Source organism: Aminobacterium sp. UBA4987, assembly GCF_002396985.1.
Lineage (GTDB): Bacteria > Synergistota > Synergistia > Synergistales > Aminobacteriaceae > Aminobacterium > Aminobacterium colombiense.
Map to the genome: position 1 here is coordinate 24,368 of NZ_DGZF01000008.1, position 24,488 is coordinate 48,855.

Annotated in this window: 25 protein-coding genes, 1 tRNA gene and 1 other RNA gene; 26 read left to right on the plus strand and 1 reads right to left on the minus strand. The window is 43.3% G+C overall.

Features of this window, described 5'->3' with window-relative positions:
- Window positions 1–50: 50 nt before the first annotated feature.
- Window positions 51–1,010 carry an ABC transporter ATP-binding protein gene (locus B2U56_RS03560; protein ID WP_013048186.1) on the plus strand — a complete coding sequence of 320 codons (960 nt, stop codon included), beginning with the start codon at window positions 51–53 and terminating at the stop codon, window positions 1,008–1,010.
- An 84-nt stretch (window positions 1,011–1,094) separates the two neighbouring features.
- The gene (locus tag B2U56_RS03565; protein WP_286952366.1) at window positions 1,095–2,612 is read left to right on the plus strand and encodes an ABC transporter substrate-binding protein; all 1,518 of its coding nucleotides are present in this window, start codon (window positions 1,095–1,097) and stop codon (window positions 2,610–2,612) included.
- Between the two features lie 90 nt (window positions 2,613–2,702).
- Here B2U56_RS03565 and B2U56_RS03570 read toward each other — a convergent pair whose 3' ends face one another.
- Complete coding sequence (locus B2U56_RS03570) at window positions 2,703–3,746, minus strand: serine hydrolase domain-containing protein (protein ID WP_286952368.1); 1,044 nt, start codon at window positions 3,744–3,746, stop codon at window positions 2,703–2,705.
- 310 nt (window positions 3,747–4,056) lie between these two features.
- Here B2U56_RS03570 and acpS point away from each other — a divergent pair, with 310 nt between their 5' ends.
- From acpS to rsmH, 24 genes are all read left to right on the plus strand, one after another.
- On the plus strand, window positions 4,057–4,440 hold the full coding sequence (acpS, locus tag B2U56_RS03575) for a holo-ACP synthase (protein WP_286952369.1): 384 nt from the start codon (window positions 4,057–4,059) through the stop codon (window positions 4,438–4,440).
- Complete coding sequence (locus tag B2U56_RS03580; RefSeq protein WP_286952371.1) at window positions 4,424–5,950, plus strand: NAD(P)H-hydrate dehydratase; 1,527 nt, start codon at window positions 4,424–4,426, stop codon at window positions 5,948–5,950. Before acpS ends, B2U56_RS03580 begins: the two co-directional genes overlap by 17 nt.
- Window positions 5,947–6,447, plus strand: a complete 501-nt coding sequence (gene tsaE, locus B2U56_RS03585) for a tRNA (adenosine(37)-N6)-threonylcarbamoyltransferase complex ATPase subunit type 1 TsaE (RefSeq protein ID WP_013048191.1) — start codon at window positions 5,947–5,949, stop codon at window positions 6,445–6,447. The genes B2U56_RS03580 and tsaE overlap by 4 nt, the downstream gene beginning before the upstream one ends.
- Window positions 6,444–7,139 carry a tRNA (adenosine(37)-N6)-threonylcarbamoyltransferase complex dimerization subunit type 1 TsaB gene (gene tsaB / locus B2U56_RS03590; RefSeq protein WP_286952373.1) on the plus strand — a complete coding sequence of 232 codons (696 nt, stop codon included), beginning with the start codon at window positions 6,444–6,446 and terminating at the stop codon, window positions 7,137–7,139. The genes tsaE and tsaB overlap by 4 nt, the downstream gene beginning before the upstream one ends.
- 200 nt (window positions 7,140–7,339) lie before the next feature.
- Window positions 7,340–7,549 carry a 4Fe-4S dicluster domain-containing protein gene (locus tag B2U56_RS03595; RefSeq protein WP_013048193.1) on the plus strand — a complete coding sequence of 70 codons (210 nt, stop codon included), beginning with the start codon at window positions 7,340–7,342 and terminating at the stop codon, window positions 7,547–7,549.
- Complete coding sequence (locus B2U56_RS03600; protein ID WP_013048194.1) at window positions 7,542–8,675, plus strand: 2-oxoacid:acceptor oxidoreductase subunit alpha; 1,134 nt, start codon at window positions 7,542–7,544, stop codon at window positions 8,673–8,675. The genes B2U56_RS03595 and B2U56_RS03600 overlap by 8 nt, the downstream gene beginning before the upstream one ends.
- Complete coding sequence (locus B2U56_RS03605) at window positions 8,676–9,503, plus strand: 2-oxoacid:ferredoxin oxidoreductase subunit beta (RefSeq protein ID WP_286952376.1); 828 nt, start codon at window positions 8,676–8,678, stop codon at window positions 9,501–9,503.
- Window positions 9,496–10,056 carry a 2-oxoacid:acceptor oxidoreductase family protein gene (locus B2U56_RS03610; RefSeq protein ID WP_013048196.1) on the plus strand — a complete coding sequence of 187 codons (561 nt, stop codon included), beginning with the start codon at window positions 9,496–9,498 and terminating at the stop codon, window positions 10,054–10,056. Before B2U56_RS03605 ends, B2U56_RS03610 begins: the two co-directional genes overlap by 8 nt.
- A 138-nt stretch (window positions 10,057–10,194) precedes the next feature.
- Complete coding sequence (locus tag B2U56_RS03615; RefSeq protein ID WP_286952377.1) at window positions 10,195–10,542, plus strand: P-II family nitrogen regulator; 348 nt, start codon at window positions 10,195–10,197, stop codon at window positions 10,540–10,542.
- Window positions 10,543–10,608: 66 nt separating this feature from the next.
- Window positions 10,609–11,784 carry a cation:proton antiporter gene (locus tag B2U56_RS03620; protein WP_286952379.1) on the plus strand — a complete coding sequence of 392 codons (1,176 nt, stop codon included), beginning with the start codon at window positions 10,609–10,611 and terminating at the stop codon, window positions 11,782–11,784.
- A gap of 63 nt (window positions 11,785–11,847) precedes the next feature.
- A complete protein-coding gene (gene rlmD / locus B2U56_RS03625; RefSeq protein WP_286952381.1) occupies window positions 11,848–13,257 on the plus strand; it encodes a 23S rRNA (uracil(1939)-C(5))-methyltransferase RlmD in 1,410 nt (469 codons plus the stop codon).
- Between the two features lie 348 nt (window positions 13,258–13,605).
- A tRNA-Gly gene (locus tag B2U56_RS03630) sits at window positions 13,606–13,681 on the plus strand.
- Window positions 13,682–13,898: 217 nt separating this feature from the next.
- Window positions 13,899–14,225, plus strand: coding sequence for a cell envelope integrity/translocation protein TolA (locus B2U56_RS03635; RefSeq protein WP_013048200.1), 327 nt, complete (start codon window positions 13,899–13,901; stop codon window positions 14,223–14,225).
- Complete coding sequence (locus B2U56_RS03640; protein ID WP_286952384.1) at window positions 14,212–16,218, plus strand: V-type ATP synthase subunit I; 2,007 nt, start codon at window positions 14,212–14,214, stop codon at window positions 16,216–16,218. Before B2U56_RS03635 ends, B2U56_RS03640 begins: the two co-directional genes overlap by 14 nt.
- 41 nt (window positions 16,219–16,259) lie before the next feature.
- Window positions 16,260–16,736 (plus strand): V-type ATP synthase subunit K, encoded by a 477-nt coding sequence (locus tag B2U56_RS03645; RefSeq protein ID WP_013048202.1) that lies wholly within the window; start codon window positions 16,260–16,262, stop codon window positions 16,734–16,736.
- A 24-nt stretch (window positions 16,737–16,760) separates the two neighbouring features.
- Window positions 16,761–17,342 (plus strand): V-type ATP synthase subunit E, encoded by a 582-nt coding sequence (locus B2U56_RS03650; RefSeq protein WP_286952387.1) that lies wholly within the window; start codon window positions 16,761–16,763, stop codon window positions 17,340–17,342.
- A 17-nt stretch (window positions 17,343–17,359) separates the two neighbouring features.
- Window positions 17,360–18,370 carry a V-type ATPase subunit gene (locus tag B2U56_RS03655; RefSeq protein WP_286952389.1) on the plus strand — a complete coding sequence of 337 codons (1,011 nt, stop codon included), beginning with the start codon at window positions 17,360–17,362 and terminating at the stop codon, window positions 18,368–18,370.
- A complete protein-coding gene (locus tag B2U56_RS03660; protein WP_013048205.1) occupies window positions 18,363–18,701 on the plus strand; it encodes a V-type ATP synthase subunit F in 339 nt (112 codons plus the stop codon). Before B2U56_RS03655 ends, B2U56_RS03660 begins: the two co-directional genes overlap by 8 nt.
- 26 nt (window positions 18,702–18,727) lie before the next feature.
- On the plus strand, window positions 18,728–20,524 hold the full coding sequence (locus B2U56_RS03665) for a V-type ATP synthase subunit A (protein WP_013048206.1): 1,797 nt from the start codon (window positions 18,728–18,730) through the stop codon (window positions 20,522–20,524).
- Window positions 20,514–21,935 (plus strand): V-type ATP synthase subunit B, encoded by a 1,422-nt coding sequence (locus B2U56_RS03670; RefSeq protein WP_286952391.1) that lies wholly within the window; start codon window positions 20,514–20,516, stop codon window positions 21,933–21,935. The genes B2U56_RS03665 and B2U56_RS03670 overlap by 11 nt, the downstream gene beginning before the upstream one ends.
- Before the next feature lie 15 nt (window positions 21,936–21,950).
- Window positions 21,951–22,574, plus strand: coding sequence for a V-type ATP synthase subunit D (locus tag B2U56_RS03675; protein ID WP_013048208.1), 624 nt, complete (start codon window positions 21,951–21,953; stop codon window positions 22,572–22,574).
- An 81-nt stretch (window positions 22,575–22,655) separates the two neighbouring features.
- Window positions 22,656–22,994, plus strand: an RNA gene (rnpB, locus tag B2U56_RS03680) — RNase P RNA component class A.
- A gap of 137 nt (window positions 22,995–23,131) precedes the next feature.
- The gene (mraZ, locus tag B2U56_RS03685; RefSeq protein WP_013048209.1) at window positions 23,132–23,557 is read left to right on the plus strand and encodes a division/cell wall cluster transcriptional repressor MraZ; all 426 of its coding nucleotides are present in this window, start codon (window positions 23,132–23,134) and stop codon (window positions 23,555–23,557) included.
- Window positions 23,557–24,459: a 16S rRNA (cytosine(1402)-N(4))-methyltransferase RsmH gene (gene rsmH / locus B2U56_RS03690; RefSeq protein ID WP_013048210.1), complete on the plus strand. Its 903-nt coding sequence runs from the start codon at window positions 23,557–23,559 to the stop codon at window positions 24,457–24,459. The genes mraZ and rsmH overlap by 1 nt, the downstream gene beginning before the upstream one ends.
- The last annotated feature ends 29 nt before the right edge of the window (window positions 24,460–24,488 follow it).

Here is a 24,488-nt window from a genome sequence, read left to right on the forward strand (position 1 = left end):
GACAATCACGGTTAATGAGATCGATGAAATAAAGGCTAGGATGTGGTTTTATGAGTAATGACACTCTTTTAAAAGTAGATCATCTAAAAAAACATTTTTACACTCCTTACGGAACATTGTTTGCTGTTGACGATGTCTCGTTTTCTATTAAAGAAGGCGAGACGCTTGGAGTAGTAGGAGAGTCAGGATGTGGAAAATCAACACTTGGTCGCGCGGTTTTAAGGCTTTGCGAACCGACATCTGGAACGGTCTTCTTTGACGGAGAAGATGTATTAAAATTCAACAAAGCTAAGATGAAAAAAATGAGATCCCAAATGCAAATAATTTTTCAAGACCCCTATGCATCGTTAAATCCAAGGATGACGGTTAGTCAATCTATTGCGGCGCCATTAATTATACAAGGTGTCTATAAATCCAGTGAAAAGGATAAGATACAGAAAAAAGTTGACCAAACGATGGATTTAGTCGGTCTTGCCAAAAGATTTGCGAATTCTTACCCTCATGAATTAGATGGTGGAAGACGTCAACGGATTGGTATTGCTCGTGCTTTGACTTTGAATCCTAAATTTATTGTTTGTGATGAGCCAGTGTCTGCTTTAGATGTTTCTATACAAGCTCAGATTTTAAATCTGATACAGGATCTCCAAGTCCAGTTTGGATTAACATATTTATTTATCACTCATGATCTCAGTGTTGTTAAGCATTTGTCCACAAATATCATGGTGATGTATTTGGGACAGGTAGTAGAGTTAGCTGACTCTAAGAAATTATTTAAAAATCCTGTTCATCCTTATACTAAAACTCTTTTGTCTGCTATCCCTATCCCTGATCCAGATATAAAAATGAATCGAATTGTTTGCAGGGGAGAGATTACTTCTCCTATCAATGTCCCTGACGGATGTAGATTTGCTAAACGTTGTGTTTTTGCAAAAGATGATTGTGAAGCAAAAAAGTTAAGTCTAAGAGAAGTTGAACCAGGGCATTTTGTGTCATGCCATGTGTTTGGTTAGGAGTGTTTTTGGGGACCATTAATTATGAGATGGGGGGAAAAGTTTTCTACCGTTTTTTATTACGAAATATTAGGAGGGACACCTATGAAGAAATTTGTATTTATCATTTTGGCCGTTTGTATTTTGTTTGCTCCAGCCGCTTCTGTTGATGCTAGTAGTCGTAAAATCAAAGAAGAGATTGTTTTTGCTCAGAGTGCTGATCTAACTACTATGAACCCTTGCTATGGAACTCAGGAAAGAGCGTTCTCTCTTACAAACCATATGTATGACACACTCTTAACTTATGATAGTGATATGAAAGTGCAATTTGCTTTGGCGGAAAGTTATGAGTGGTTGGACGACCTTAGACTTCAGTTTAACCTTAGAAAGAACGTAAAATTTCATAATGGGGACGTGCTTACTGCGAAAGATGTTGTGTTTACCTTTGAGCAGAGAGCTATTCGCGGGGGCGGCTTTACCACCTATATAGATGTGAACAAATTGGAAATCGTGGACGATAACACCCTTATTGTCCATTTTAGCACGCCACACCCCTCGTTTATCTATCAATTAACTGATCCTGGATGGGGTATTATGCCAAAGGATTACTTTGAGGCTCATGGAGCTGAATATTTTGCGTCACATCCAATTGGTTGTGGTCCATACAAGATGAAGGAATACGTTACGGGCGATCATTATACACTTGAGCGGTTTGATGATTATTGGGGTGGACCTGCAAAAACTAAGTATCTTACAATGAAGATAGTTCCTGAAGCAGGACAGCGGACCATTTTGCTTGAAACTGGCGGGATAGATGTGGCATATGAGATTCCCTATATCGATATTGATAAGATCAAAGATAACCCTAATTTGCAATTTTTAAGTACCCCCTCCATGAAAATAGTGATGTTTTACGTTAACACTCAATCTTCTACGCCTTTAAAAAACAAGCTTGTTCGACAGGCAATGGAGTATGCGATAGATAAACAGCTTATAGTTGACAGTCTTTTGTATGGCTATGGAAAAGTGGCATACGCTGTTGTTCCAGATGTTGCCATTGAATATAAGGAAGTAAAGGTACCCCATGTTTATAATCTTGAAAAGGCTAAAGCTTTGATGGCAGAGGCTGGTTATCCTGACGGCTTTGAAACAGAAATTTGGACAAGTGCAATTCAGGATTACTCTGAACTAAGCCAGATTGTTCAGGATCAGTTGGCAGATATTAATATAAAGGCTAAAGTGCTTGTTCAAGATGCAAATACTATTGATTCACGCCTTAATGCTGGGGACGAATACGGAATGTCATTGCATTTCTACTCCTGTAATAGTGGGCATGTTGAATTTACATTATCCAACATCCTTCCCACAGGAATGCTTCGCAACAGCTCTAGGTTTAGCAATGCAGATTATGATGAAGCTTATTATAAATGGCTTGTAACTACGGATGAGGCAGAGCGTGATGTTCTGCTCACGAGAATGTTTGAAATTCAAAACGAAGAAACTCCTGTTATTCCTATATATAATGAAATAAAAGTACTTGGCGCAACAAAAAATATTGAGGGGATACAGTTAAGCAGAATTGGCGCTCATGAATACCAGAATGCTGTTGTTTATGTAGAGTAGTAAATAATAACTATAAGCCATATTGTTTTTTAGTTTAATACAGCGGGAGCCCGTGTACAATACACGGGCTCCCGCTGTTCGAGTGGTGCCTTACCTTAATGCTTGTATGATTTTTATCATGGTTTGAAATGCCACATTCGGTTTTGCTTGTTGGTTTATCGTTCCCGTTATGTAAAGCTTCTTATCGGGGACATAAAACGCTACAGAACCAGTAGAACCGCAGTGCCCAACCATATAAGGTACAGGGTGAAATGGTGAGAGGAGACGAGACAAAGAAAACTTTTGTATTCCGATGCCATATTGAAAGGGGAAAAATATATTATTCCACTTCTCCAGTTCATTTAACCTTTCTTTTTGAAAAAAATATCCGCTAAAGAATGCTTTTAAAAACGTCATTTGGTCCTTTGCAGTGGAAATAATATCATTTTGAGTAGAGTTGAGAAAATTTGGGATGTGCATTGTTGTCGATCTATGCCGAATGGGGACAAATTTTTCTGTTTTACCATTTTCATATACATACGTTTGTGTGAGTCTTAGTTCTTGAAAGAGACGGTTTAGGACTATATTGACAGGATCTCCAGTAACGGCTTCTACAATGAGACCCAAAATTTGATGGTTTGTATCGATATATTTTGCTTTGCCTTTTTCTCCTGGAGGAAAGTGTGTTTTCATCCTTTTTATTTCTTGAATGACTTTATCTATTGGCCAGGGTTGGTCGAAACCTGCTTCTAGCTCGGTCATTGCCTTTTTCCCATTGGCTTGTCTATCGAGCAGATAACAGGGGAGCCCTGAGGTTTGGGACATGAGATGGATGATGGAAAGGTCATAAGAATAGTCCTTGCCTTTGTGAATATGTAATCTCTGAATGATCTCATCTGGAAGGTATTTTGAAATTTTATCATGCAAGCTTAATTTGCTTCTCGTTACCAATCTTAGAATAATTGAGGATACAAAAAGCTTATTTATGCTGGCGATAAAATATCGGCTGTCTTCTTGTATATCTCCAGCAGCACTAATTGCGTCGATGCTGTTGTCATCAGTTGATACATAAAAAACAGCTCCGTAAATGTATTTTTGGGTAACAACAGAACTTACAACTTGATGGAGCATTGATTTGATCTGTGTATCATCCATTTCTGTTCCCCTCTCATTTCGCAAGCCACCCCTTGTGCTCCCCAAATATTTGCTATTGTAGTGATAAGATGCGGAATAATTGTCCCCTTTGTCACCACAGCCTTGGAGAGAAAAATTACATGGTTGTGTTCGTTATATGATTCACTTGTACGCAAAAAACATACTACTCCAATTATTCATAAAAGAAAAGATCTGTCTCATGAGGCTTATAAAAAATGATAGGGCTATTCATTTGGCTGCTTTTTTGTTTTATTAAAGCGAATTCTTCTGTGGCGTGGTATAAATGAATCGAAAGAGGAGGAGATCTTATATGATTAGAGGCGTAGGAGTGGATCTTTGTCGAATCTCCCGCATAGAGAGGCTCCTTCAGGATGAACACTTTTTAAAACGGGTTTTTCATGAAGAAGAGCGTGATTATGCCATGAAAAAGGCTAATCCTGCCCGCCACCTTGCGGCATCTTTCGCAGCCCGTGAAGCTTTTGCGAAAGCAGCAGGCCTTGATTTTTTTAAAGTTGTATTGCAGGGGATGTGGCTTCATAGAACCCCTGAGGGGCCTGTTCCCTGCTTTTCTGCCAACATAGAGCAGTGGATGGATGAACAGAAGTTGAAAGTCCACATCAGTCTTTCCCACGATGGCGATTATGCCATTGCCTTTGTAATTGTGGAGGTGTCTAGTCATGATAGATCTCTATGATCCCACAACGATTAGAGAAGCAGATTCCATGGCCATAGGAAAGTTCAAGGTTCCAGGTATTGTACTTATGGAAAATGCGGGACTTGAAGCCTCTTTGTGTGTCCAACGTCTTTTCCCTCAAGCAGAGAGGTTCCTTATCCTTGCTGGCCCCGGTAATAATGGGGGTGATGGTTATGTTATGGCGCGACACTTTGCAATAAGAGGGCTTCTACCAAAAGTCCTTTTAGCAGGGGCTCCTGAGAAAATAAAGGGCGACGCTTTGCGGAACCTTGAAATATTAAAAGAAATGAGCATCCCCATCCGTATCACGGAGGAAATGACAGTAGAAGAGATCACATTCCTAATGTCAGAAAGCCACGTTGTTATAGATTGCCTGTTAGGAACAGGCAGCAAGGGTGCTCCACAAGGAGAAATTCGACGGATCATAGAGCTCCTTGAAGGTCGAAATAATATAGTTTCTATTGATATTCCTAGCGGCATAAATGCTGAAACAGGGGAAGTCTATTCTCCCTGTGTGGCATCGGTTGCGACTATTACCATGCTTGCTATGAAGACGGGACTTGCTGCAATGCCGGCTGCTGCTAAAGCTGGTAAGATCGAAATCGTTTCCATAGGAGTTCCCCCTCACGAAGTGCTCCCTTCTCTTCCTTGCGCAACTCTTTGGGAGGAAGAGGACGCAATAGTTACTCTTCCTGAAAGAAAGTTGAACCTTCATAAAGGGGGGAGGGGAACTCTCCTTGTAGTGGGAGGCAGCAAGCACTATAGAGGCGCTCCGCTTTTGTCTGCTCTGGGAGCTCTTAAAAGCGGCTGTGGAGTAGTCATTGTGGCCAGTACTGATGATGTTTGCCGGGAAGGGATCTCCTTTTTGCCGGAAGCTGTTTTTCATCCAATAAAACCAGAGAATCCCCAGGATCTGCTTTGCTGGTCGGAACGCGGTACGGCTGCTGTTGTCGGACCAGGTCTTGGAAGGGACAGTCATGGTGCCTCCCTGTTTGAATGTATATGGAATGAATGGTGCCATCCTCTATTGGTTGATGGCGATGGCATCTTTTGGCTTAATGAATTAAAAAGCTCTTTAAAAAAACGCAATGATGTTATCATAACCCCTCACGAAGGAGAGGCAGCCAGATTGCTCGGTTTGACGGCGAAGGATGTAGCATCCTCACGTCTTTACGCAGCAAAGGAGCTGGCTCGGCAATGGGGTTGCGTTGTTTTGAAAGGACATGGAACTGTAATTGATACTATAAGCAGAACAGTAATAATTCGTGAGGGTGGACCAGAGCTGTCTGTCCCAGGGTCAGGAGATATCCTTTCTGGTGTGATAGGGACATTTTTAGCTCAACAAATTTCTTTAATAGACAGTGCGTCTCTTGGTGTATGGATCCATGGTAAGGCAGGACAATTTCTTGCTGAGAGAAAAGGGATAGATGGTATACTAGCGCGGGAAATAGCCATGGGAATTCCTTCAGTGCTTTGTTCTTTAAGAGAGAAGGAGAAGACGAAACATTGATTAATAAAAAGGAAGAAAAAGCGGACAGTATGGAAATTACCTCATTTTCGCCAGAACAGACGAGGCTCATCGGTGAATGTATGGCTCGTCATGTTTATTCAGGGTTGACTATTTTGCTCTATGGTGACCTAGGAGCAGGAAAAACAGTTCTTGTTAAAGGGCTTGGAGATGGTTTGGGGGCCCGGGGAGTTCGAAGTCCTTCCTTCACACTTATTAATGAATATGAAGGGCGTTTGCCCCTTGCCCATGTAGATTTGTACCGCCTCGAGAGGGGAGATGAATACGAGCTTGGTCTCTGTGAATACGCAGATGACGGCTTTGTATTGGTTATTGAATGGCCTGATCGCCTTGCGGAACAGCCAACTAAAGACCTATGGAAACTTTACTTTTGTAGAGACAGCGAAACGGTACGTCGCATTTCTTTTAAAGCTGAAGGCGAAAAAGCTGTAAAAACGATGGAACTTTTACTTAAAGATATTGGGGAGATAGGCCAATGAATTATGTTGTTTTAGGTGTTGACTGCTGTACTCGATGGACAAACATAGGTGTTTCTATTAATGGAAAAGTAGCAGCAGAGATGAATATGAACATAGGAAGAAATCAAGGGAGCAAGTTGCCCATTCTTGTTGAAACGCTCGTTTCTTCTTTGGGGATGGAGATTTCAGATATTTCCGCAGTCGCTATGACCATTGGGCCAGGCTACTTTACAGGAATTAGAGTAGGGTTGGCTTATGGCTGTGGTCTCGCAAAAGGATTGGGAGTGCCAGTTATTCCTATTTCAACACTTGAAGCCATGGGATATCTTGCTTCGAAGCTTGGACTTACTACAATTCCTTTGATTTGGGCAGGACGTGGGGGAGTGTATGGCGGTGCCTACAGAATGGAAGGTAATGTTTTTGAAGAAGTCTGGAGCCCCGCTTTTTTTACTGCAGAAGAAATCACAGTAAAATCTCGTGGATTGCAAAACAAAAAACCCTTATGCTGCATTTGTGATGATTTGGAGAGAGTGTCCGCTCTTTTTTCTGAAGGAGGAAAAACAAGCCCATTTCCTTTAGTGCAGGGAACAGTTTCGGGGGGAACTTTGGCATTGTTAGGGCATAAGTGGAAAGAGAGGGCTAAGAAATCAGACAAAATACGTCCCCTTTACCTTAGGGAGCCAGATTTTGGAACGTGTAAATTAAAACAATAGAGCGGTTTTTAATATACAAACCGCTCTTTAATGCTAGTAATATTTATCTTTTTTATTTCCTAAAAAATTAAAAAGAAAAAAGATAAATATTAATAAGAGCTTGAATAAAAAAACCGAAAACTATATGCTTGATCTGTTCGATTTTTTAAAATCAACAAATCCATTATTATGAACCCTTATCTCTTTGGGAGGTGTAGGTTTTGCCCAAAAAACATGAAGTAATTATTAATAGGGCTTGGTGCAAAGGTTGTGGATTATGCATCGAAATATGTCCTAAAAAAGTCTTAGGTTTTGACGATCAGCGTAAAGCTCAAGTCGAAAGAATCGAAGATTGTATTGGTTGCAGACAGTGTGAAAATATTTGTCCGGATTTTGCAGTGACGGTAAAGGAGGGAAAAGAGGATGCCTGAGGTTCGTTTTTGGCAGGGGAATGAAGCGTTAGCTTATGGCGCGCTAGCGGCCGGTTGTCGCTTTTTTGCTGGGTATCCAATTACACCTTCATCAGAAATAGCGGAAATTATGGCGAGTGAGCTACCACGCCTTAATGGTCGTTTTATTCAGATGGAAGATGAAATTGCAGGTGTAGCGGCTGTTATTGGAGCCTCTATCGCAGGCAAGAAAACGTTGACGGCAACATCAGGGCCAGGTTTTTCTTTAAAACAAGAGAATTTGGGGCTTGCATATATGGCAGAAATTCCCATTGTGGTAGTTGATGTAATGCGAGGTGGCCCTTCTACTGGCGTTCCTACGAAGATAAGCCAGCAAGATGTTATGCAAGCACGTTGGGGAACTCATGGAGACCACGCTACCATTTGTTATTCTCCATCTTCTGTGCAAGAGTGTTTTGAGCTGGCTATCAGAGCCTTTAACGCTGCTGAACGCTTTAGACAGCCTGTCCTTATTATGAGCGATGAAGTCTTAGGGCATATGCGGGAGAAAATAGTTCTCCCGGAGCCAGGGTCTTATCCTGTGGTAAACAGAAAGCGCCCTGTGGATGTTCCTGAGAAGTTTGTACCCTATCGCCCAGACCCTCAAGACGATTTGCCCTGCATGGCTTCCTTTGGGGATGGCTATACCTGGCATGTGACAGGTTTAACCCATAACGACTGGGGGTTCCCTACAAATAATTCAGAAGAAATAGAAAGAAAAATGCTTCGTCTTATGAGAAAAGTGGATCGTTTCAGAGATGACATCGTAGAGTATGAGACCGAAAATGTGGATGACGCCGATGTTATAGTGCTTTCCTTCGGAAGCGTTGCACGATCGAGTTTGCGCGCGGTAAGAGAGGCCCGCAGCAGAGGGCTCCGTGCTGGCTACTTTAGACCTATTACCCTTTGGCCTTTCCCTGATAAGGAGATAGAGCGCCTTGCCCGTAAAACAAGAACCATCATTGTTCCGGAGCTTAACTGCGGACAAATGGTTCTGGAAGTGGAGCGGGCAGTGCATGGGAAAGCCAAGGTGGTTCCTTTAAATCTAGTGAACGGAGAACTTTTCCACCCCGAAGACATTCTTTCTGCAATTGAGGAGGTGGCGTAGATGCCTAGTCAAGACGTTATGAGCTGGCTGAGAACGCGTTTTTTCCCTCACATCTGGTGTCCGGGATGCGGGCATGGGATTATTATGCATGCTCTGCTCCGTGCTCTTGTAGAATTAGATAAGAAAAAAAGCCAGACAGTGATTGCGTCGGGTATAGGTTGTTCAAGTCGTATGCCAGGCTATATCGATGCTTGCACAGTGCATACTACCCATGGCCGTTCTCTCGCTTTTGCCACAGGAATTAAATTAGCGAACCCTTCACTTACTGTTGTTGACGTTATGGGAGATGGGGATTGCTCTGCCATAGGAGGAAACCATTTTATTCATGCCTGTAGACGCAACATCGACATTACAGCCATTGTAATGAATAACAATATCTATGGAATGACAGGAGGACAAGCTTCTCCTACCACTCCCCAGGGAGCTTTGGCAACTACCACCCCATACGGGGCAATAGATCCGGCTTTTGATATTTGTCGGCTGGCAGAAGGCGCCGGTGCTTCTTATGTAGCAAGGGCAACCATTGCCAACCCCAAAATGGCTGAACAATATATAGCAAATGGCATAAAGAAAAAAGGGTTTGCTGTTATTGAGATCGTTTCGAGCTGCCATACTCAATTTGGGCGAAGAAACAAACGGCGTACCCCAATCGATAACATTAATTATTTTAAGGAAAACACCGTAACTATAGCGAGATCTAAAAACATGTCTTCTGAGGAGCTCGCTGGGAAAATAGTAGTGGGAGAATTTGTTAATAAAGACATTCCCGAATATACAGAGCAGTATCTCTCTCTCATAGAAAGTGTAAGGGGGAAGGATCATGAGTAGGTATGAGATTCGTTTTGCCGGTTCAGGCGGACAGGGAATAATTTTAGCTGCAGTTATAGCAGGAGAAGCTGCGGCCCTGTATGAGGAGAACCTCTATGTAGTGCAGACACAGTCTTATGGTCCTGAAGCTAGAGGCGGCAAATCCAAGGCCGAGGTTGTTATTTCTACAGTACCTATAGATTATCCAAAAGTAACAAGGCCAAATCTACAGGTGATCTTGACTCAGCAGGCTTGTGAAGAGTTTTCAGCTGATACACTTCCTGGCGGAAGAATAATTTTTGATGACAGCTTTGTCACAGATTTTCCACAGGTAGATGCCTATATATATCAGTTGCCAATTTCTAGAATCGCCCGGGAACAGCTTGGGCGTGAGCTTGTAACGAATATGGTGGCCCTGGGGGCAGTAGCTCGAGTTCTCGAGCTTGAAAATATTGTCCGGCCTGAGTCTGTAAAGAAAGCTATATTGGAAAAAGTACCGGCAGGGACAAAAGAGCTGAACGCAAAAGCTTTCGATGAAGGCTACCAGGTGTTCAAAAAAAGCTTACATTTGTAATCAACACACCCCTCGATAGAAGCAGGACTGCACGGGTTTTCCGGGCAGAATGACCAGCTGGTGAAATAATATCAGCTGGTCTTTTTCTTTTTTGATGTATTATATATAGAATTACGACCAATGTTAGGAGTGTATGCGATGCAGATGCTTGTTATAGTACTTAATAAGGTAGACAAGGTTGAAAGTCTTTTTAAGGAGTTTATTAACATCGGTATTCAAGGGGCTACAATTATTGATAGTAAGGGGATGGCACGTGTTCTTCATGAGGATATAGATAAAATTCCTCTTTTTGGCTCCATTAAGATGCTGATCAACGATCAGTATCCCTATAATAAAACCATTTTTGTTGTTTTAGAGGACGAACAAGTCCAACCGGCCATAGATGCTGTTAAAAGAGTAGTTGAAGATCTTTCTAAGCCTGATGTTGGAATACTATTTACCATACCTGTTAATTGCGTAGAGGGTCTTGCTTCCCGCCGTAACTAATCATTCATTTTGTTTTTCTTTTCTTTATGGGAGGCACAAAATATAATTTAAGGAGAGTCTATTTCTGTGCATGCATTGTATTATTTCGCCCTTGTCCTTCTTGCTGGAATTTTTATGGCTAAAGTTACAAGGAAGCTGAGACTTCCAAATGTGACAGGGTATATTTTGGCAGGAATTGTTATAGGACCTTCTCTTGGAAAGTTGATTCCCAAAGAAGTGGTGTCATCTTTTTTTATTGTTTCAGAAGTAGCTTTAGGTTTTATTGCCTATAGTATAGGCAGTGAGTTTAACTTGAAGCATATTCGAAAAATCGGGTTGTCAGTTGTATGGATTACTCTCATGGAATCCTTATGTGCGGTTTTTGCTGTGACGTTGGCCATGATATTCATTTTTAACCAACCTCTTCATTTCAGTCTAGTTCTCGGATCCATAGCGGCAGCTACGGCTCCTGCTGCCACCATTCTTGTCATAAGGCAATACAAGGCCAAAGGGGTGTTGGTAGATACTCTTCTGCCCGTAGTGGCTATGGATGATGCAGTTGCCATTCTTGCTTTTGGTGTTGCTGTGGCTTTCGCAGAATCCTTTGTTTCCAATAATTCTGCTATTCCCATGGCATCTGTTGTTTTGAGAGTCTTCAACGAAGTTTTTTTCTCATTGCTTCTTGGCCTGGTTCTGGGACTCTTCCTTTCGTTTATGTCGGGGCGCGTTAAGGGAGAGGATGCACTTCTTTCTCTGACGATAGGCTGTATTTTTTTAGGTATAGGTCTTGCGTCGAAATTCGGACTTTCGTCTCTCTTCGTAGCGATGATGATTGGGGCTGTAGTTTCAAATCTGGTTTATTCTAGTGACAGAGTCCTCTCTGTAGTAGATCGTTTCACACCTCCAATTTTTCTTGCTTTTTTTACTATCTCAGGTGCGGATTTGCAGCTGGGAATGTTGCCTAAAGTGGGTCTCATAGGGGTTGGATATGTTGTTTTTCGTGTAATAGGAAAAATTTTAGGAGCATATGCTGGAGCTCGAATGACCAATTCGCCCCCAACTGTACAAAAATATCTTGGGCTGACCCTCGTGCCTCAGGCTGGTGTTGCTATAGGCCTCTCTCTTTTAGCAGAACAAACCCTCCCTGGTATGGGGGTTGCATTGCGTAATATCATACTTGGGTCAACTGTAATATATGAACTTTTCGGTCCTGTAATCGCTAAGCAGGCCTTAGTAATGGCAGGAGAGATAAAAGAGTCCTAATAAATGCGTAGGGGAATTTAATAATGTGGCAGAGCCAGTGCCCATGTTAAGAAAAAGGAGTTTGTGAAGGATGCAAAAGTGTTGAACCAGTTTCATTCCTGCGGGCATGATGAAATAATTAACCTTAAAATTGAAACCATTAGTAGTGACGGGAGCGGCATCGCTCGACGCCCCAAAGATGGTCTTGTTTACTTTGTTCCAGGAGCCCTGCCGGAAGAAGAGATCAGGGTCAGAGTAACAAAAAAGAAGAGGGATTACGCTATTGGTGAGATACAGGAAATAATAGCACCCCATCCTCAGCGGGTTACGCCGTTATGTTCCTGGTATGGACAATGTGGCGGTTGTCAGCTTCAGCACTGTTCTTATGATAAACAACTTGAAATCAAAAGAACAATTGTAGAAGAAGCCTTTTCTCGCGTGGCACATATTCCCGTCAGAAATATTTTGGCACCTTGCATTGCAAGTCCAAAAGAATGGGGATACCGAAACAAGGCATCCTTCCCCGTGCGAAACAACGCAGGCAAGACTGATATAGGTTTTTTTAGAAGGCGCAGCCATTCTATTATTCCTATAGACACGTGCCCCGTTCTGGAACCAGCTCTTAATCATATGTTGAGTTACTTTATAGATTCTTTAGAGTGCATAAATCTGCCCCCATACGATGAAAAAAAACATTCGGGTCTGTTGCGTCACGTTATTTTCAGGTGTGGCAGTTTTTCCAAAGAATTATTAGCATGCCTTGTCGTACGCAAAAGCCTTTCTTCTTCAGAAATGAAAAGAGTAGAGCAACAGTGGCAAAGCTTTCAGTTTCCAGAGTTTTCCTTTGTAGGAATTTTAGAAAACAAGAATATCTCTCCTGGAAACACAATACTGGGGCAGAATTCGAGGAGCGTTCAGGGACGCGAGTGGCTGAGAGAGTTTCTTAATTCTAAAGAGTTTCATTTTGATGGTACGGCATTTTTTCAGGTTAACAGTTATCAGGCAGCGCAGCTTTTTACATATAGTGCCAACTGCTTTTCGGATAAAGGGCAGGGAAGGGCCCTTGAATTGTATTCTGGAGTAGGGGCATTATCTCTTTTTCTGGCCTCAAAATTTGATAATTTAGTGACAGTTGAGGATTGGCCTAGTGCTGTAGAAGCTATGAGGAAAAATCTGGAGCTTAACGATTTTCATAACGTATCTCCTCATACTGGCAGGGCTGAAGATGTTATTTTTCATTTAGACGGGCCATTTAATTCTGTGATTCTGGACCCTCCACGCAGTGGCTGCAACCGACAGGTCATTCAACGCATTTTAGAGTGGAAACCGCAACAAATACTTTACGTTGCATGTAATCCAGCTACTTTAGCCAGGGATATTGCGTTGCTTTATGAAGGGGGATACCGTTTGGAGAAACTTCAGCCTTTCGACATGTTTCCCCAGACTGTCCACGTCGAGTGCGTAGCGTTGCTGGAACATGTTGATAAGAAGTAAAACAAAAAAAGCCTTGGAAAATAGGGATTTCAGAGTAATAGCCACCCGCGGGAGCGATGCTTTAGGGTGGCTTTTTGCTGTTCGCCGGCCGTCATAAAATCTAAGCAACTTGCCCTGGTGGCTGTTATGTTATTGATGAAGTGTTTTCCCATTTTGGGGGATAGATGAAGATAAAAGTTATGGAATTACGGCATATTCTTAATTATTCGAGAAAGGGTCAGTTTCGTCTTTCTTTTAAGGTTAATACGACACGAATCATTTTAATTGGTATCATATCATAGTGGACTCATTAGCATAACGAGGTATTGCAAAAAGGGGATTACGCGTTTATAATGTCTCATCGATGGTGCGGACATAGCTCAGCTGGTAGAGCATTAGCTTCCCAAGCTAAGGGTCGCGGGTTCGAATCCCGTTGTCCGCTCCAGCTTATTTCAAAGAGAATCCCCCCAACAAACAATCCAGATAAATATAGAACGTAACCATCAGTGCTATTATTTGATGCTATTATGCCTTAAATAAATTTGATAATTTGCTAAGTTTGACACAAATTTTTATGAGTATTACAATAACTCCGGCTTTGTACCCGATTATAGCCTACGCTGATGAATACTTTCTTGTAGTGGGGAAGGGGGGTGGATGGCATGGCAACTAACTTGGCCGATGAAATCAAAAAGGCAGAATCAGATGCGAAACAGATAGTCAAAGATGCAAAGAATGAAGCGGCACGTTTGATAAGTGAAGCCAAAAATGAAGCAGAAGTTCGAATCAAAGAAACTAGACAACAGGCCTTCCGAAAATATCGTGACAATTTGCAGAAAGTCGAAGAGGAGGCTGAAGCTAGGGCGGGGGAAATAGTCCGAAAGGGAAAAGAAGGTGCTAAAGCATTTACAAATAGCCATCAGGGGCGTGTTAATAAGACCGCTGCCTGGATTGCGGAAGAGGTGATGGCTAGATATGGCCGTGGCTAGAATTAACAAACTCGAATTTTATATTCACAACTCAGTAATAGAGGATGTGCTGGCCATCCTTCAGAAAGCAGGTTCCTGCGAAATTATTTCTCGGCAGGATATGGATGATTCAGAGGATCATTCACCGTCTCGTCTACAACATATCGATAGTTTACTCAGCGAAATACGATTTCTTCTGCGTTTTTTAGAACCATATTTCAATGATAGCGTTAGCCCTATGGCACGAGCCTTGGGTGAAAGGCCAAACTATTCTGTACAGGATTTGGAAGACCTATCAAAGCAGACAGAAATAAAGAATTTTGCGGAAGAAATGCGTACACGTGAACGTAGGCTTGTAGAAATTCACTCAGAGATTACACAAATTGAGGGGGTAAAATCTATTCTTTCCCACCTTACCGAGTTGCCCTATGATTTGGATCTTTTATCTAACGGGACACAGACGGTTAAGGGTGTTGTTGGGACTATGCCTGTTGACAATGTGGCCAGCTGCAGACAGGCAATTGCAGATGTTCTTCGTGAAAATGGGGAGTGTTTTACCGCTTCTTTTGGGGAAAAAGACAAAGAGGCGTGGGTGGCAATTTTCTATCGAAGGGATCTGGAGCAGAAAGCTCTGGATATGTGTTCAAAGTTTAGTCTTTCACGCGTCGATATCCCAGGCCATCTAACTCTTAGTGTTGGGGAAGAACTTGTGAATTTTGATGCCCGGCGCGAGGCTTTAGAGCAGGAAGAAGAGAAAATCCTGGGAGAAGTTTCAAAAGTTGCGGAAGAATGGGTTCCTACAGTAAGAGCTTTAAGCGATTACTGGAACATTCTAAAATCTCGTTATGAAGCACTAGGAAGCAGCAAGTTCACAGAAAAGACAGTAATCCTTAAGGCATGGGCACCTGCAGACTCTGTTAAAAAATTAAAAGCAGAGCTTGCCCCGTACGAATCTGTCCTCGAGATGGTAGTTTCAGATCCTGCCCCGGAGGATGAACCCCCAACACTTTTAGTCAATAAGGGATGGAATCTTCCTTTTGAGACCCTTACCAAACTTTATGGAGTTCCTCAATATGGCGAACTTGACCCCACAGCATTTCTTGCCCCCTTCTTTTTTGTTTTCTTTGGCATGTGCCTGGGGGATGGAGGCTATGGGCTGGTTATGCTTGGCTTTTTCGCTTTCTTTTTGAAGAAGTTCAAGCGGATGCCTCAAGGTACTAAGCAATTTTTTAATTTATTTGTTTTATCAGGAGTTGCGACAGTCATAGTGGGAGCTTTGACAGGGAGCTGGTTTGGTGATCTGATCGATGTCTTTGGGGTATTTAAGTTTTTGCGTCCTCTCAAAAATATCCCAGTGCTGATCAATCCCATGGACGACCCAATGTCTATTTTGTTCGTTTCTCTTGCATTGGGCGTAGTCCAGCTATTCTTCGGCCTTTTCATATCCTTTTTTGACTGTCTTCGCAAAAAGGATTACATGGGAGCATTTGCTGACCAGGGCGGTTGGATTGTTTTCCTTGTTGGTCTCTTGCTTGTAGGCGGAGGGGTGAGCGGAAAATTATCCAGCAGTGTGGGCAGTATGGGCAAAACGCTAGCATTATTTGGAGCGGCAGTGCTTGTGCTTACTCAAGGAAGGGCAAAAACAAGCATAGCGCAAAAGGCCATTTCTGGTGTACTCAGCCTATACAATGTGACATCGTATCTCGGGGATGTGCTGAGCTATAGCCGATTGCTGGCTCTTGGCCTTGCCTCCGCAGCTATAGCTTCAATAATCAATATGTTGGCAGGTCTCGCTGGAGGGATTCCTTTTGTAGGGTGGATTATAGCCCTTGTCCTTGTTTTAGGGGGGCACTTGTTTAGCGTTGCAGTTAATGTGCTAGGCGCATTTGTTCACTCTTTACGTCTCCAGTACGTTGAGTTTTTTAGCAAATTCTACTCTGGTGGCGGGAGAAGTTTTATGCCGCTAACGTATAAAACTCATTTTGTTTCTATTTCAGAAACAAAAAAATCTTAATAACATATAAAGCTCATAGAATGAGGGGAGTGTTTGTAAGTATGAATCTTCTCGGAATTATGTTGTCAGTTTTTGGTGCGGCTTTAGCCGCAGGTTTTGCAGGGGCAGGATCAGCAATAGGCGTTGGCATTGCAGGTGAGGCAGGTGCTGGTGTAATGACTGAGGATCCAGGTAAGTTTGGTCTGGTTTTGTTACTTCAGGCATTGCCAGGAACTCAGGGCATCTATGGTCTTCTTATTGCTTTTTTTGCAATCTTGAAAATAGGCCTTCTTGGCGGAGCAACTGTTGATTTAAACGTGTGGCAGGGACTTGGCATCATGTTTGCGTGTCTTCCAGTTGCGATAGGTGGATATTTTTCTGCCATTGCTCAGGGGAAGACCTCTGCGGCATGTATTCAGATGATTGCTAAAAGACCTGAAGAAACCGGTAAGGCTGTTATTCTGCCTGCCATGGTTGAAACGTATGCCGTGCTTTCTCTTCTTATGAGCATTATTCTGCTCAACGGAATTCAGATTTAACCGTTGAGTCAGAGGTGAATGGTAATGTCTTTGGCTGATATAAAGGTAAAAATCGAGGCAGACGCAAAGAAAGAAGCCGAAAAAATTCTTGAGAACGCAAGACTAGAAGCAGATGAAATTCAAAAAGACGCTGATGCTGAAATCCAGAAAATCAATGCATCTTATATTGAGCGGTTTAACACAGAAAAGCCGGAAATACTCAAGCGGCGCGAAATAGTTGCTAACCTCGATGTTAAGAAAATCATGTTGGGAGCTCAGCAGGATCTTATAGCCCTTGCTTTTAACGAAGCATTGAAAACTTTAGCTTCTCTTCCTGCTGATAAGTATTTGGCCTTCTGTGAGGCTCTTCTCGAGAAAGCAGTCGAGACTGGTGATGAATTCCTTCTTGTTTCACCAAAAGAGAAAAACCTCAACGAAGAGTGGCTTAAGAGGTATAACGAAAAACATAAGACCTCTCTCTCTTTAGAAAAATCAGCATCCCCTTTTTCTGGTGGTTTTATTCTCAGGAAAGGGGATATAGACACAGACTGTGTTTTTGACATGCTGATTACGTGGAGTAGAGAAGATATCGAGGCAGACGTTGCAAAACGGCTGTTCTCAGAGTAGACGGGGGGTGAGGCAGCATGGCTACAGCAGAGCGGTATGGATATACAGTTGCACGCCTGCGGGCTATGGAAAGCCGCCTTCTCGATGATAGCGTGCTGCAGAGACTCATCGATTGTGAAGACCTTGATAGCGCCATGAAGGTTCTCGGAGAAACAGTCTATGCATCCTGGCTTGTTGAACTTAAGACAAACGCTGAATTTGATAAGGCTATAGAGTCTGAGCTGAATTATGTTTATAAAGAGGTTTCTAAATTTGCACCAGACTCTGCGTTGGTTGAGATATGCAGATTGCCTTATGATTTTCATAATGTGAAAGTTCTTTTAAAAAGCCAGATTCTTCAGCGCGAAAGTGGGGAACGTCGCTTTGAACTTTTAACATCTTTGGGAAACATTCCTACAGATGATCTCATTATGGCTGTGGAGTCAGAAGATTTCAGATTGCTGCCTTATAGCCTTCATAGTGTTTTCCCAAGAGCCCTCGCTCTCTGGGAACAGACTCGCAACATTCTTGAGGTAGAGTGTTACCTAGACGAGATACTGTTCCAGGAGATGTTGAAGATGGCACGTAAACTGGGATTCGATACTCCTCTTTTGTGGGTGCGGGGCAAAATAGACGCAGAAAATTTGCGAAATATGCTTCGCCTGAAAAGAATGGACAAAGACACTGCAACAGTTGAACCCTATCTCCACAATGGTGGCTTTGTGTCGATCGAAAGACTGTTAGCAATACTTTCTGAACCAGTGGAAGGCTGGATCAGGGTTCTTTCTTACGCTGACATTGGAAAAGTACTGTCCAATGTACAGGACGGATCAGACATGAACGCTCTTCTGGTAGAAATGGAGAAGGTTCTGGATGATTACATAACAAGAATCCTGGAGACAGCAAAGTATGGTGCTTTTGCTCCCGAAAATGTCTTAAGCTATTTATGGAGAAAAGAGATAGAAGCAAAAAATCTGAGAATTGCTCTTGTTTCTGTGGCAAATGGCATGGACATGGACCTGACGAGGAGGTTGATGCGTCGTGGCTAGAGATATGAACCAACCTATGGCAGCCATAGGCGAATACGAAACCGTTCTTCCTTTTCAGGCAGTGGGAGTCAGGCCTTTCGTTATTTCTGAAGAAGAAAGCAACACCTTTGAATCTCTTCTTCTGCGGCTGGCCAAAGAGAAGTATGCGGTTGTTTTTATACAGGAGTTTCTCTTCGTAAAATACATGTCTATGGTAGAAGAGATCAACGAGGAATACCCTGTAAGCGTGTTACCTATCCCAGGGCTTAAAGGCAGTTCTGGAGCAGGATTAGAATCTATCCGCAATAGTGTGGAACGGGCTGTTGGGATGGATATCTTTGCTGTGAAATAGACTTTTTATGCTGGAGGCGATTGATTGTGGCCACGGAAAAGGTCATTAGAGGGACCATAGAAAAAATATCCGGACCGCTCGTCGTCGCGAAGGGTATGTATGGCGCCAGTATGTACGACGTGGTACGAGTGGGCAATATAGGGCTTGTCGGTGAAATTATCGAATTAAAAGGTGATTTAGCTTCGATTCAGGCCTATGAAGAAACATCTGGCCTTATGCCTGGTGAACCTGTCGTAAGTACTGGAGAACCCCTTAGCGTCGAGTTGGGACCCGGAATTATAGAGCAATTTTATGACGGAGTACAGCGTCCTTTGAACCTCATTGAAGATGCTGCGAAGAGCCACTTTATTTCTCGTGGTATAGATGTTCCAGCCATTGATAGAAATAAGAAGTGGAAATTTGAACCTCGAGTCAAGGCCGGAGATAGAGTTCATGCGGGGGATATTCTAGGAACTGTAAAAGAAACGGTCCTTGTCGAACATCACATTCTGGTTCCCTATGGCGTAGAAGGAACAGTTTCTGAAATTAAGGAAGGCGAATTTACAGTTATAGAAACAATCGCTGTTATTAAGAATGAAAGCGGTGAAGAGAAGAACGTAGTTATGTTACAGCGCTGGCCTGTCCGTAAACCAAGACCAGTGGCTCGACGCTTGCCACCTATTATTCCTCTGACAACAGGACAGAGGGTAGTTGACGCTTTCTTCCCTATAGCTAAAGGTGGGACAGCCTGTGTTCCAGGCCCCTTTGGTTCAGGAAAGACCGTCATCCAGCACCAGCTGGCAAAATGGGCTGAGTCGGATATCGTTGTTTATGTAGGGTGTGGCGAACGTGGAAACGAGATGACAGACGTTCTCCTTGAATTTCCTGAGCTGGAAGACCCACGATCAGGGGAGCCATTGATGAAACGTACTGTTCTTATCGCGAACACTTCTAATATGCCTGTTGCAGCACGGGAAGCAAGCATTTACACAGCTATAACAATGGCCGAATATTATCGTGATATGGGGTACTCTGTGGCCTTGATGGCAGACTCAACAAGCCGCTGGGCAGAAGCTCTCAGAGAAATGTCAGGACGACTTGAAGAGATGCCTGGCGAGGAAGGTTATCCTGCCTATCTGGGGACACGTCTTGCCTCTTTCTATGAGAGAGCCGGCCGGGCTATTTGCCTTGGTTCCGACGGAAGAGAAGGATCGGTTACAGCCATTGGAGCAGTTTCACCTCCTGGCGGTGACCTTTCTGAGCCTGTTAGCCAGAATACTCTTCGCGTTACAAAGGTTTTCTGGGGTCTTGACGCAAGTCTGGCTTACCAGCGTCACTTCCCGGCAATTAACTGGCTTCTCAGCTACTCTCTGTACACTGACACTCTCGATAAATATTGGGATTCTCAGTTTGACGATGAATGGAGCGCACTGCGCGTAGAGGGCATGTCCCTTCTGGAAGAGGAAGATCAACTTCGCGAAATAGTGCGCCTCGTTGGAGTTGACGCTCTTTCCAAGGAAGAACGTATGGTTCTTGAGACTTCGAAGTCATTGAGAGAAGACTTTCTTCACCAGAACGCCTTCCATGAAGTGGACACATACGCTTCTATGGAAAAGCAGTTCAAGATGTTGAAGAATATTCTTATTTTCCATCACCTTGGCATGGATGCTCTGAAACGGGGAGCTTCAATGAGTGAAGTGTTCAATTTGCCAGTACGGGAAAAAATAGCACGAATGCGCTATATTGACGAAAAAGAGATCTCTCAGCTTGATAATCTTGATGGAGATATGAAAGCGGAGATCAACGCACTAATACCAGTGGGGGGCGATAGTGATGCTGCCTAAAGAGTATAGTACCATCACAGAAGTGACTGGCCCGCTCCTGGTTGTAGAAAAAACCAAGGATGTGCGCTATGACGAGCTTGTAGAGATAGAACTGGCAAGTGGCGAGATGCGCCGAGGCCGAGTTCTTGAAATAACGTCTGACAGAGCTCTTGTTCAGGTGTTTGAAGGAACGGACGGCATTGATATTAAGAATACGAAATTGCGCTTTCTTGGCAAGGTTCTTACCCTTCCTGTGAGCCGAGATATGTTGGGGCGTATTTTTAATGGACGCGGCGAGCCCATCGATGGGGGAGCTCCGATCCTTCCTGATGCAAAGCTGGATATTAACGGTATGCCTATGAATCCCTTTTCTAGGGACTATCCTTCTGAGTTTATTCAGACCGGAATTTCTACAATTGACGGAATGAATCCCATGGTTCGTGGACAGAAGCTTCCTATCTTTTCGGGAAGCGGGTTGCCCCATAACCGAATGGCAGCCCAGATAGCTCGTCAAGCAACAGTTATCAGTGGTCACGAAGATTTCGCAGTAGTCTTCGCAGCCATGGGTATCACCTTCGAAGAAGCGTCTTTTTTCATGGAGGACTTTAGAAGAACAGGTGCTATCCAGAGAACTGTAATGTTTGTTAACTTGGCGGATGACCCTGCAATAGAGCGTATTACCACTCCTCGTCTTGCTTTGACAGCTGCAGAATACCTTGCTTTCGAACAGGACATGCATGTTGTTGTCATCCTGACAGACTTGACGAACTATTGCGAAGCTCTGCGTGAAATATCCGCCGCACGAAAAGAAGTTCCGGGTCGGCGGGGCTATCCTGGATATCTTTACACTGACCTTGCTACCATGTATGAGAGAGCTGGCCGTCTGAAGGGCAAAAAAGGCTCTATTACACAGATCCCTATCCTGACTATGCCTGAAGACGACAAGACTCACCCTATTCCTGACCTTACAGGGTATATAACAGAGGGGCAGATCATATTAAGCCGCGGTCTTCACAGAAAAGGCATTTACCCGCCAGTGGACGTAATGCCGTCTCTTTCTCGTCTGAAAGATAAGGGTATCGGTAGAGAAAAGACAAGAGAAGACCATGCAGACCTTATGAACCAGCTTTTTGCGGCCTATGCTCGTGGAAAAGAGGCAAAAGAACTTGCTGTCATTCTTGGTGAAGGTGCTTTGACAGAAGAAGATAAAGCCTTTGCGAGTTTTGCAGATAAGTTTGAGGATACGTATGTGCGACAGGGAGAGTATGAAAACCGTACAGTAAAAGAAACTCTTGAATTAGGCTGGGACCTGTTGACCATGATACCAGTCAAGGAACTAAAACGTGTCCGAGATGCGTATATCGAGAAATATCTCAACCCGAGGCTGCACGTAGAGGAGACAAACAAAGAAGCAGTTTCTGCTACAGAGTAAAGGGGGGGACGAAATATGGCTCGGTTGAACGTCAACCCCAACCGGATGGAGCTATCACGTCTCAAAAAACGTCTTGTTGTTGCAAAACGCGGGCATAAGCTTCTTAAAGACAAACAAGATGCTTTAATAAAAGCATTCCTTGAACGAGCTCGAGAAGCAAAGGCACTTCGCGAGGAGTTAGAGTCAGAATTGATGGCATGTTATCGTAGTTTTCTTCTGGCTCGTGCCCAGACGTTGCCAGTGATGCTGGAACAGGCGCTTATGATCTCAGGTACGCACTGTAATATCAGCGTTGCAAGAAAAAATGTTATGAGCGTTGTTGTGCCGGAATACACAGTGGAACAAGAAGGGGAATCCTTTAGCTATGGTCTTGCCACCACTCAGGGGAGTCTTGATGTAGCCCTTGAAAGGTTCTCAATATTGCTCCCGAGGCTCATCGCACTCGCAGCCAAAGAAAAGGCTATTCGCCTTATGGCATCTGAGATTGAAAAAACAAGACGCCGTGTCAATGCTCTTGAGCACGTAATGATTCCAAACTTTAACGAAACAATTCGTTATATAACTATGAAGCTCGATGAGCAAGAACGCTCCACTCTTAGCCGGTTGATGAAGATCAAAGATATTGTACGATCGCACTAAACTTTAGAGAGCAGAGGGTTAACCCTCTGCTCTCTAAAGTTTTAAAGAACAACTATCTTTAAATCGTGCTAAAATAAAAAAGGAGTATTTTAGATAATCGCTGTGCCTTTAATGGTATGGAGGAAAGTCCGGGCTCCGCAGGGCAAAGCGCTGGATAACGTCCAGTTGGTGCGAACCAAAGGAAAGTGCCACAGAGATATACCGCTTCTTTCGAGAAGTAAGGGTGAAAGGGTGGGGTAAGAGCCCACCAGGTGCCAGGTGACTGGTACGCTTGGCAAACCCCGCTTGGAGCAAGACCGAATAGAGGGGGATGAGGCTGCCCGCTGACCCCTGGGTACGGTCGCTTGAGAAGTACTGTAAAGTCCTTCCAGATAAATGATTATCTTTTACACAGAACCCGGCTTATAAAATGCTCTTTTTATTTTAAATTAATGAAGATAAGCCCTAAGACCCATATTTAAGTATTAAACAGGGGTCTTAGGGCTTATTTATTTTTTTAAAAGGGTGTTAATGTGGGAGAAAGTGGAGGGAAATGTCATAAAGTGGGAGGAGTCCCCATGCTAATGGGAACCTATGAACACAAGGTCGATTCAAAAGGGAGAACAGTCCTTCCTGCAAAGTTTCGGCAGGAGTTAGGCCAGTGTGTGGTTGCCACTATAGGCATTGACCAATGTGTATCAATCTACCCTATGAACCATTGGAGCCGAGTCCTAGAGAAACTTCAAGAACTTCCTTTCTCTAAAAGTAAATCAAGAGGTCTCATGCGCGTCATGTTAGCAAGTGCCCACGAACTTCCAATAGATAATGCCGGTCGAATATTGATTCCCCAACTTCTGCGGGATCATGCAAATCTTCAGTCAGATGCTCTTTTTGTTGGAGTCAGCGATCACATAGAGCTTTGGGATAAACAGCTATGGGATGAGTATAGCCTGCAGGTCATGGAAGCGCTACCTGCTATTGCGGAAGAGATAGAGGGATTCTAATGGTAGAACATATTCCTGTTATGTTAAAGGAAGTCATTGAAAGTTTAAAAAATGTAGAATCTCCTCAAATGATAGTGGATGCCACCTTGGGGTTAGGGGGTTACGCAGAAGAAATACTGAATGTTTTTCCGGCAACGCTGTTAGTAGGCATTGATAGAGACGAACAAGCTATTTCTTTAGCTCAAAAACGGCTCGTCTCCTTTGCAGAGCGGGTGCATATCTACAATAGTCCCTTTAGTGCTATTGCAATGGTGTTATCAAAGGAAAATGCAGAACCAGATGGAATAGTTTTCGATTTAGGGGTTTCTAATCTCCAGCTTAGCTCACCAGAACGGGGTTTTTCTTTTCAGAATGACGGTCCATTGGATATGAGAATGGAAGGAACTTCTGGAGAAAGCGGATATTCAGCTGCACAAATAGTAAATACCTTTTCAGAAAAAGAGCTTGCCGATATTTTCTGGAAATATGGAGAAGAGCGATATTCAAGGCGCATTGCCACCGGCATAGTAAGATTTCGCGAAAAAAATGGGCCAATACAGCGGACATTTCAGCTGGTAGAAGCTATCAGGTCATCGCTACCGGCTCCTGTGCAGCGAAAAATGGGAGGGCATCCTGCTCGAAAAGTTTTTCAGGCATTACGCATTTTTGTAAATGATGAACTCCAGGAGCTTGAAAAGGGGCTTCAAGGGGCACTCGAGAGCCTTGCTCCCGGAGGGGTTATTGTAGTTGTTAGCTACCATTCACTTGAGGACCGTATAGTTAAGTATGCAATGAAGGACTGGAAAACATCAGATCATGGTGATCTTTTAACAAGGCGGCCTTTAAAACCATCTGAAGAAGAAGTAGAAAAGAATTACAAGGCAAGAAGCGCAAAACTTCGTGCCTTTAGAAAAAAGTATTAGAGAGAAAGTTCTAAAGGGGAGGTGGATTG

What these genes read in the sequence shown, in the direction of transcription:
- B2U56_RS03610 (WP_013048196.1), top strand. Translation starts at nt 9,496, where the DNA reads ATGAGTAGGTATGAGATTCGTTTTGCCGGTTCAGGCGGACAGGGAATA.
- B2U56_RS03570 (WP_286952368.1), bottom strand. Translation starts at nt 3,746, where the DNA reads ATGGATGATACACAGATCAAATCAATGCTCCATCAAGTTGTAAGTTCT.
- mraZ (WP_013048209.1), top strand. Translation starts at nt 23,132, where the DNA reads ATGCTAATGGGAACCTATGAACACAAGGTCGATTCAAAAGGGAGAACA.
- B2U56_RS03605 (WP_286952376.1), top strand. Translation starts at nt 8,676, where the DNA reads ATGCCTAGTCAAGACGTTATGAGCTGGCTGAGAACGCGTTTTTTCCCT.
- B2U56_RS03565 (WP_286952366.1), top strand. Translation starts at nt 1,095, where the DNA reads ATGAAGAAATTTGTATTTATCATTTTGGCCGTTTGTATTTTGTTTGCT.
- B2U56_RS03560 (WP_013048186.1), top strand. Translation starts at nt 51, where the DNA reads ATGAGTAATGACACTCTTTTAAAAGTAGATCATCTAAAAAAACATTTT.
- B2U56_RS03640 (WP_286952384.1), top strand. Translation starts at nt 14,212, where the DNA reads ATGGCCGTGGCTAGAATTAACAAACTCGAATTTTATATTCACAACTCA.
- B2U56_RS03580 (WP_286952371.1), top strand. Translation starts at nt 4,424, where the DNA reads ATGATAGATCTCTATGATCCCACAACGATTAGAGAAGCAGATTCCATG.
- rsmH (WP_013048210.1), top strand. Translation starts at nt 23,557, where the DNA reads ATGGTAGAACATATTCCTGTTATGTTAAAGGAAGTCATTGAAAGTTTA.
- B2U56_RS03650 (WP_286952387.1), top strand. Translation starts at nt 16,761, where the DNA reads ATGTCTTTGGCTGATATAAAGGTAAAAATCGAGGCAGACGCAAAGAAA.
- B2U56_RS03655 (WP_286952389.1), top strand. Translation starts at nt 17,360, where the DNA reads ATGGCTACAGCAGAGCGGTATGGATATACAGTTGCACGCCTGCGGGCT.
- acpS (WP_286952369.1), top strand. Translation starts at nt 4,057, where the DNA reads ATGATTAGAGGCGTAGGAGTGGATCTTTGTCGAATCTCCCGCATAGAG.
- B2U56_RS03600 (WP_013048194.1), top strand. Translation starts at nt 7,542, where the DNA reads ATGCCTGAGGTTCGTTTTTGGCAGGGGAATGAAGCGTTAGCTTATGGC.
- B2U56_RS03675 (WP_013048208.1), top strand. Translation starts at nt 21,951, where the DNA reads ATGGCTCGGTTGAACGTCAACCCCAACCGGATGGAGCTATCACGTCTC.
- B2U56_RS03645 (WP_013048202.1), top strand. Translation starts at nt 16,260, where the DNA reads ATGAATCTTCTCGGAATTATGTTGTCAGTTTTTGGTGCGGCTTTAGCC.
- tsaB (WP_286952373.1), top strand. Translation starts at nt 6,444, where the DNA reads ATGAATTATGTTGTTTTAGGTGTTGACTGCTGTACTCGATGGACAAAC.
- B2U56_RS03635 (WP_013048200.1), top strand. Translation starts at nt 13,899, where the DNA reads ATGGCAACTAACTTGGCCGATGAAATCAAAAAGGCAGAATCAGATGCG.
- B2U56_RS03615 (WP_286952377.1), top strand. Translation starts at nt 10,195, where the DNA reads ATGCAGATGCTTGTTATAGTACTTAATAAGGTAGACAAGGTTGAAAGT.
- B2U56_RS03670 (WP_286952391.1), top strand. Translation starts at nt 20,514, where the DNA reads ATGCTGCCTAAAGAGTATAGTACCATCACAGAAGTGACTGGCCCGCTC.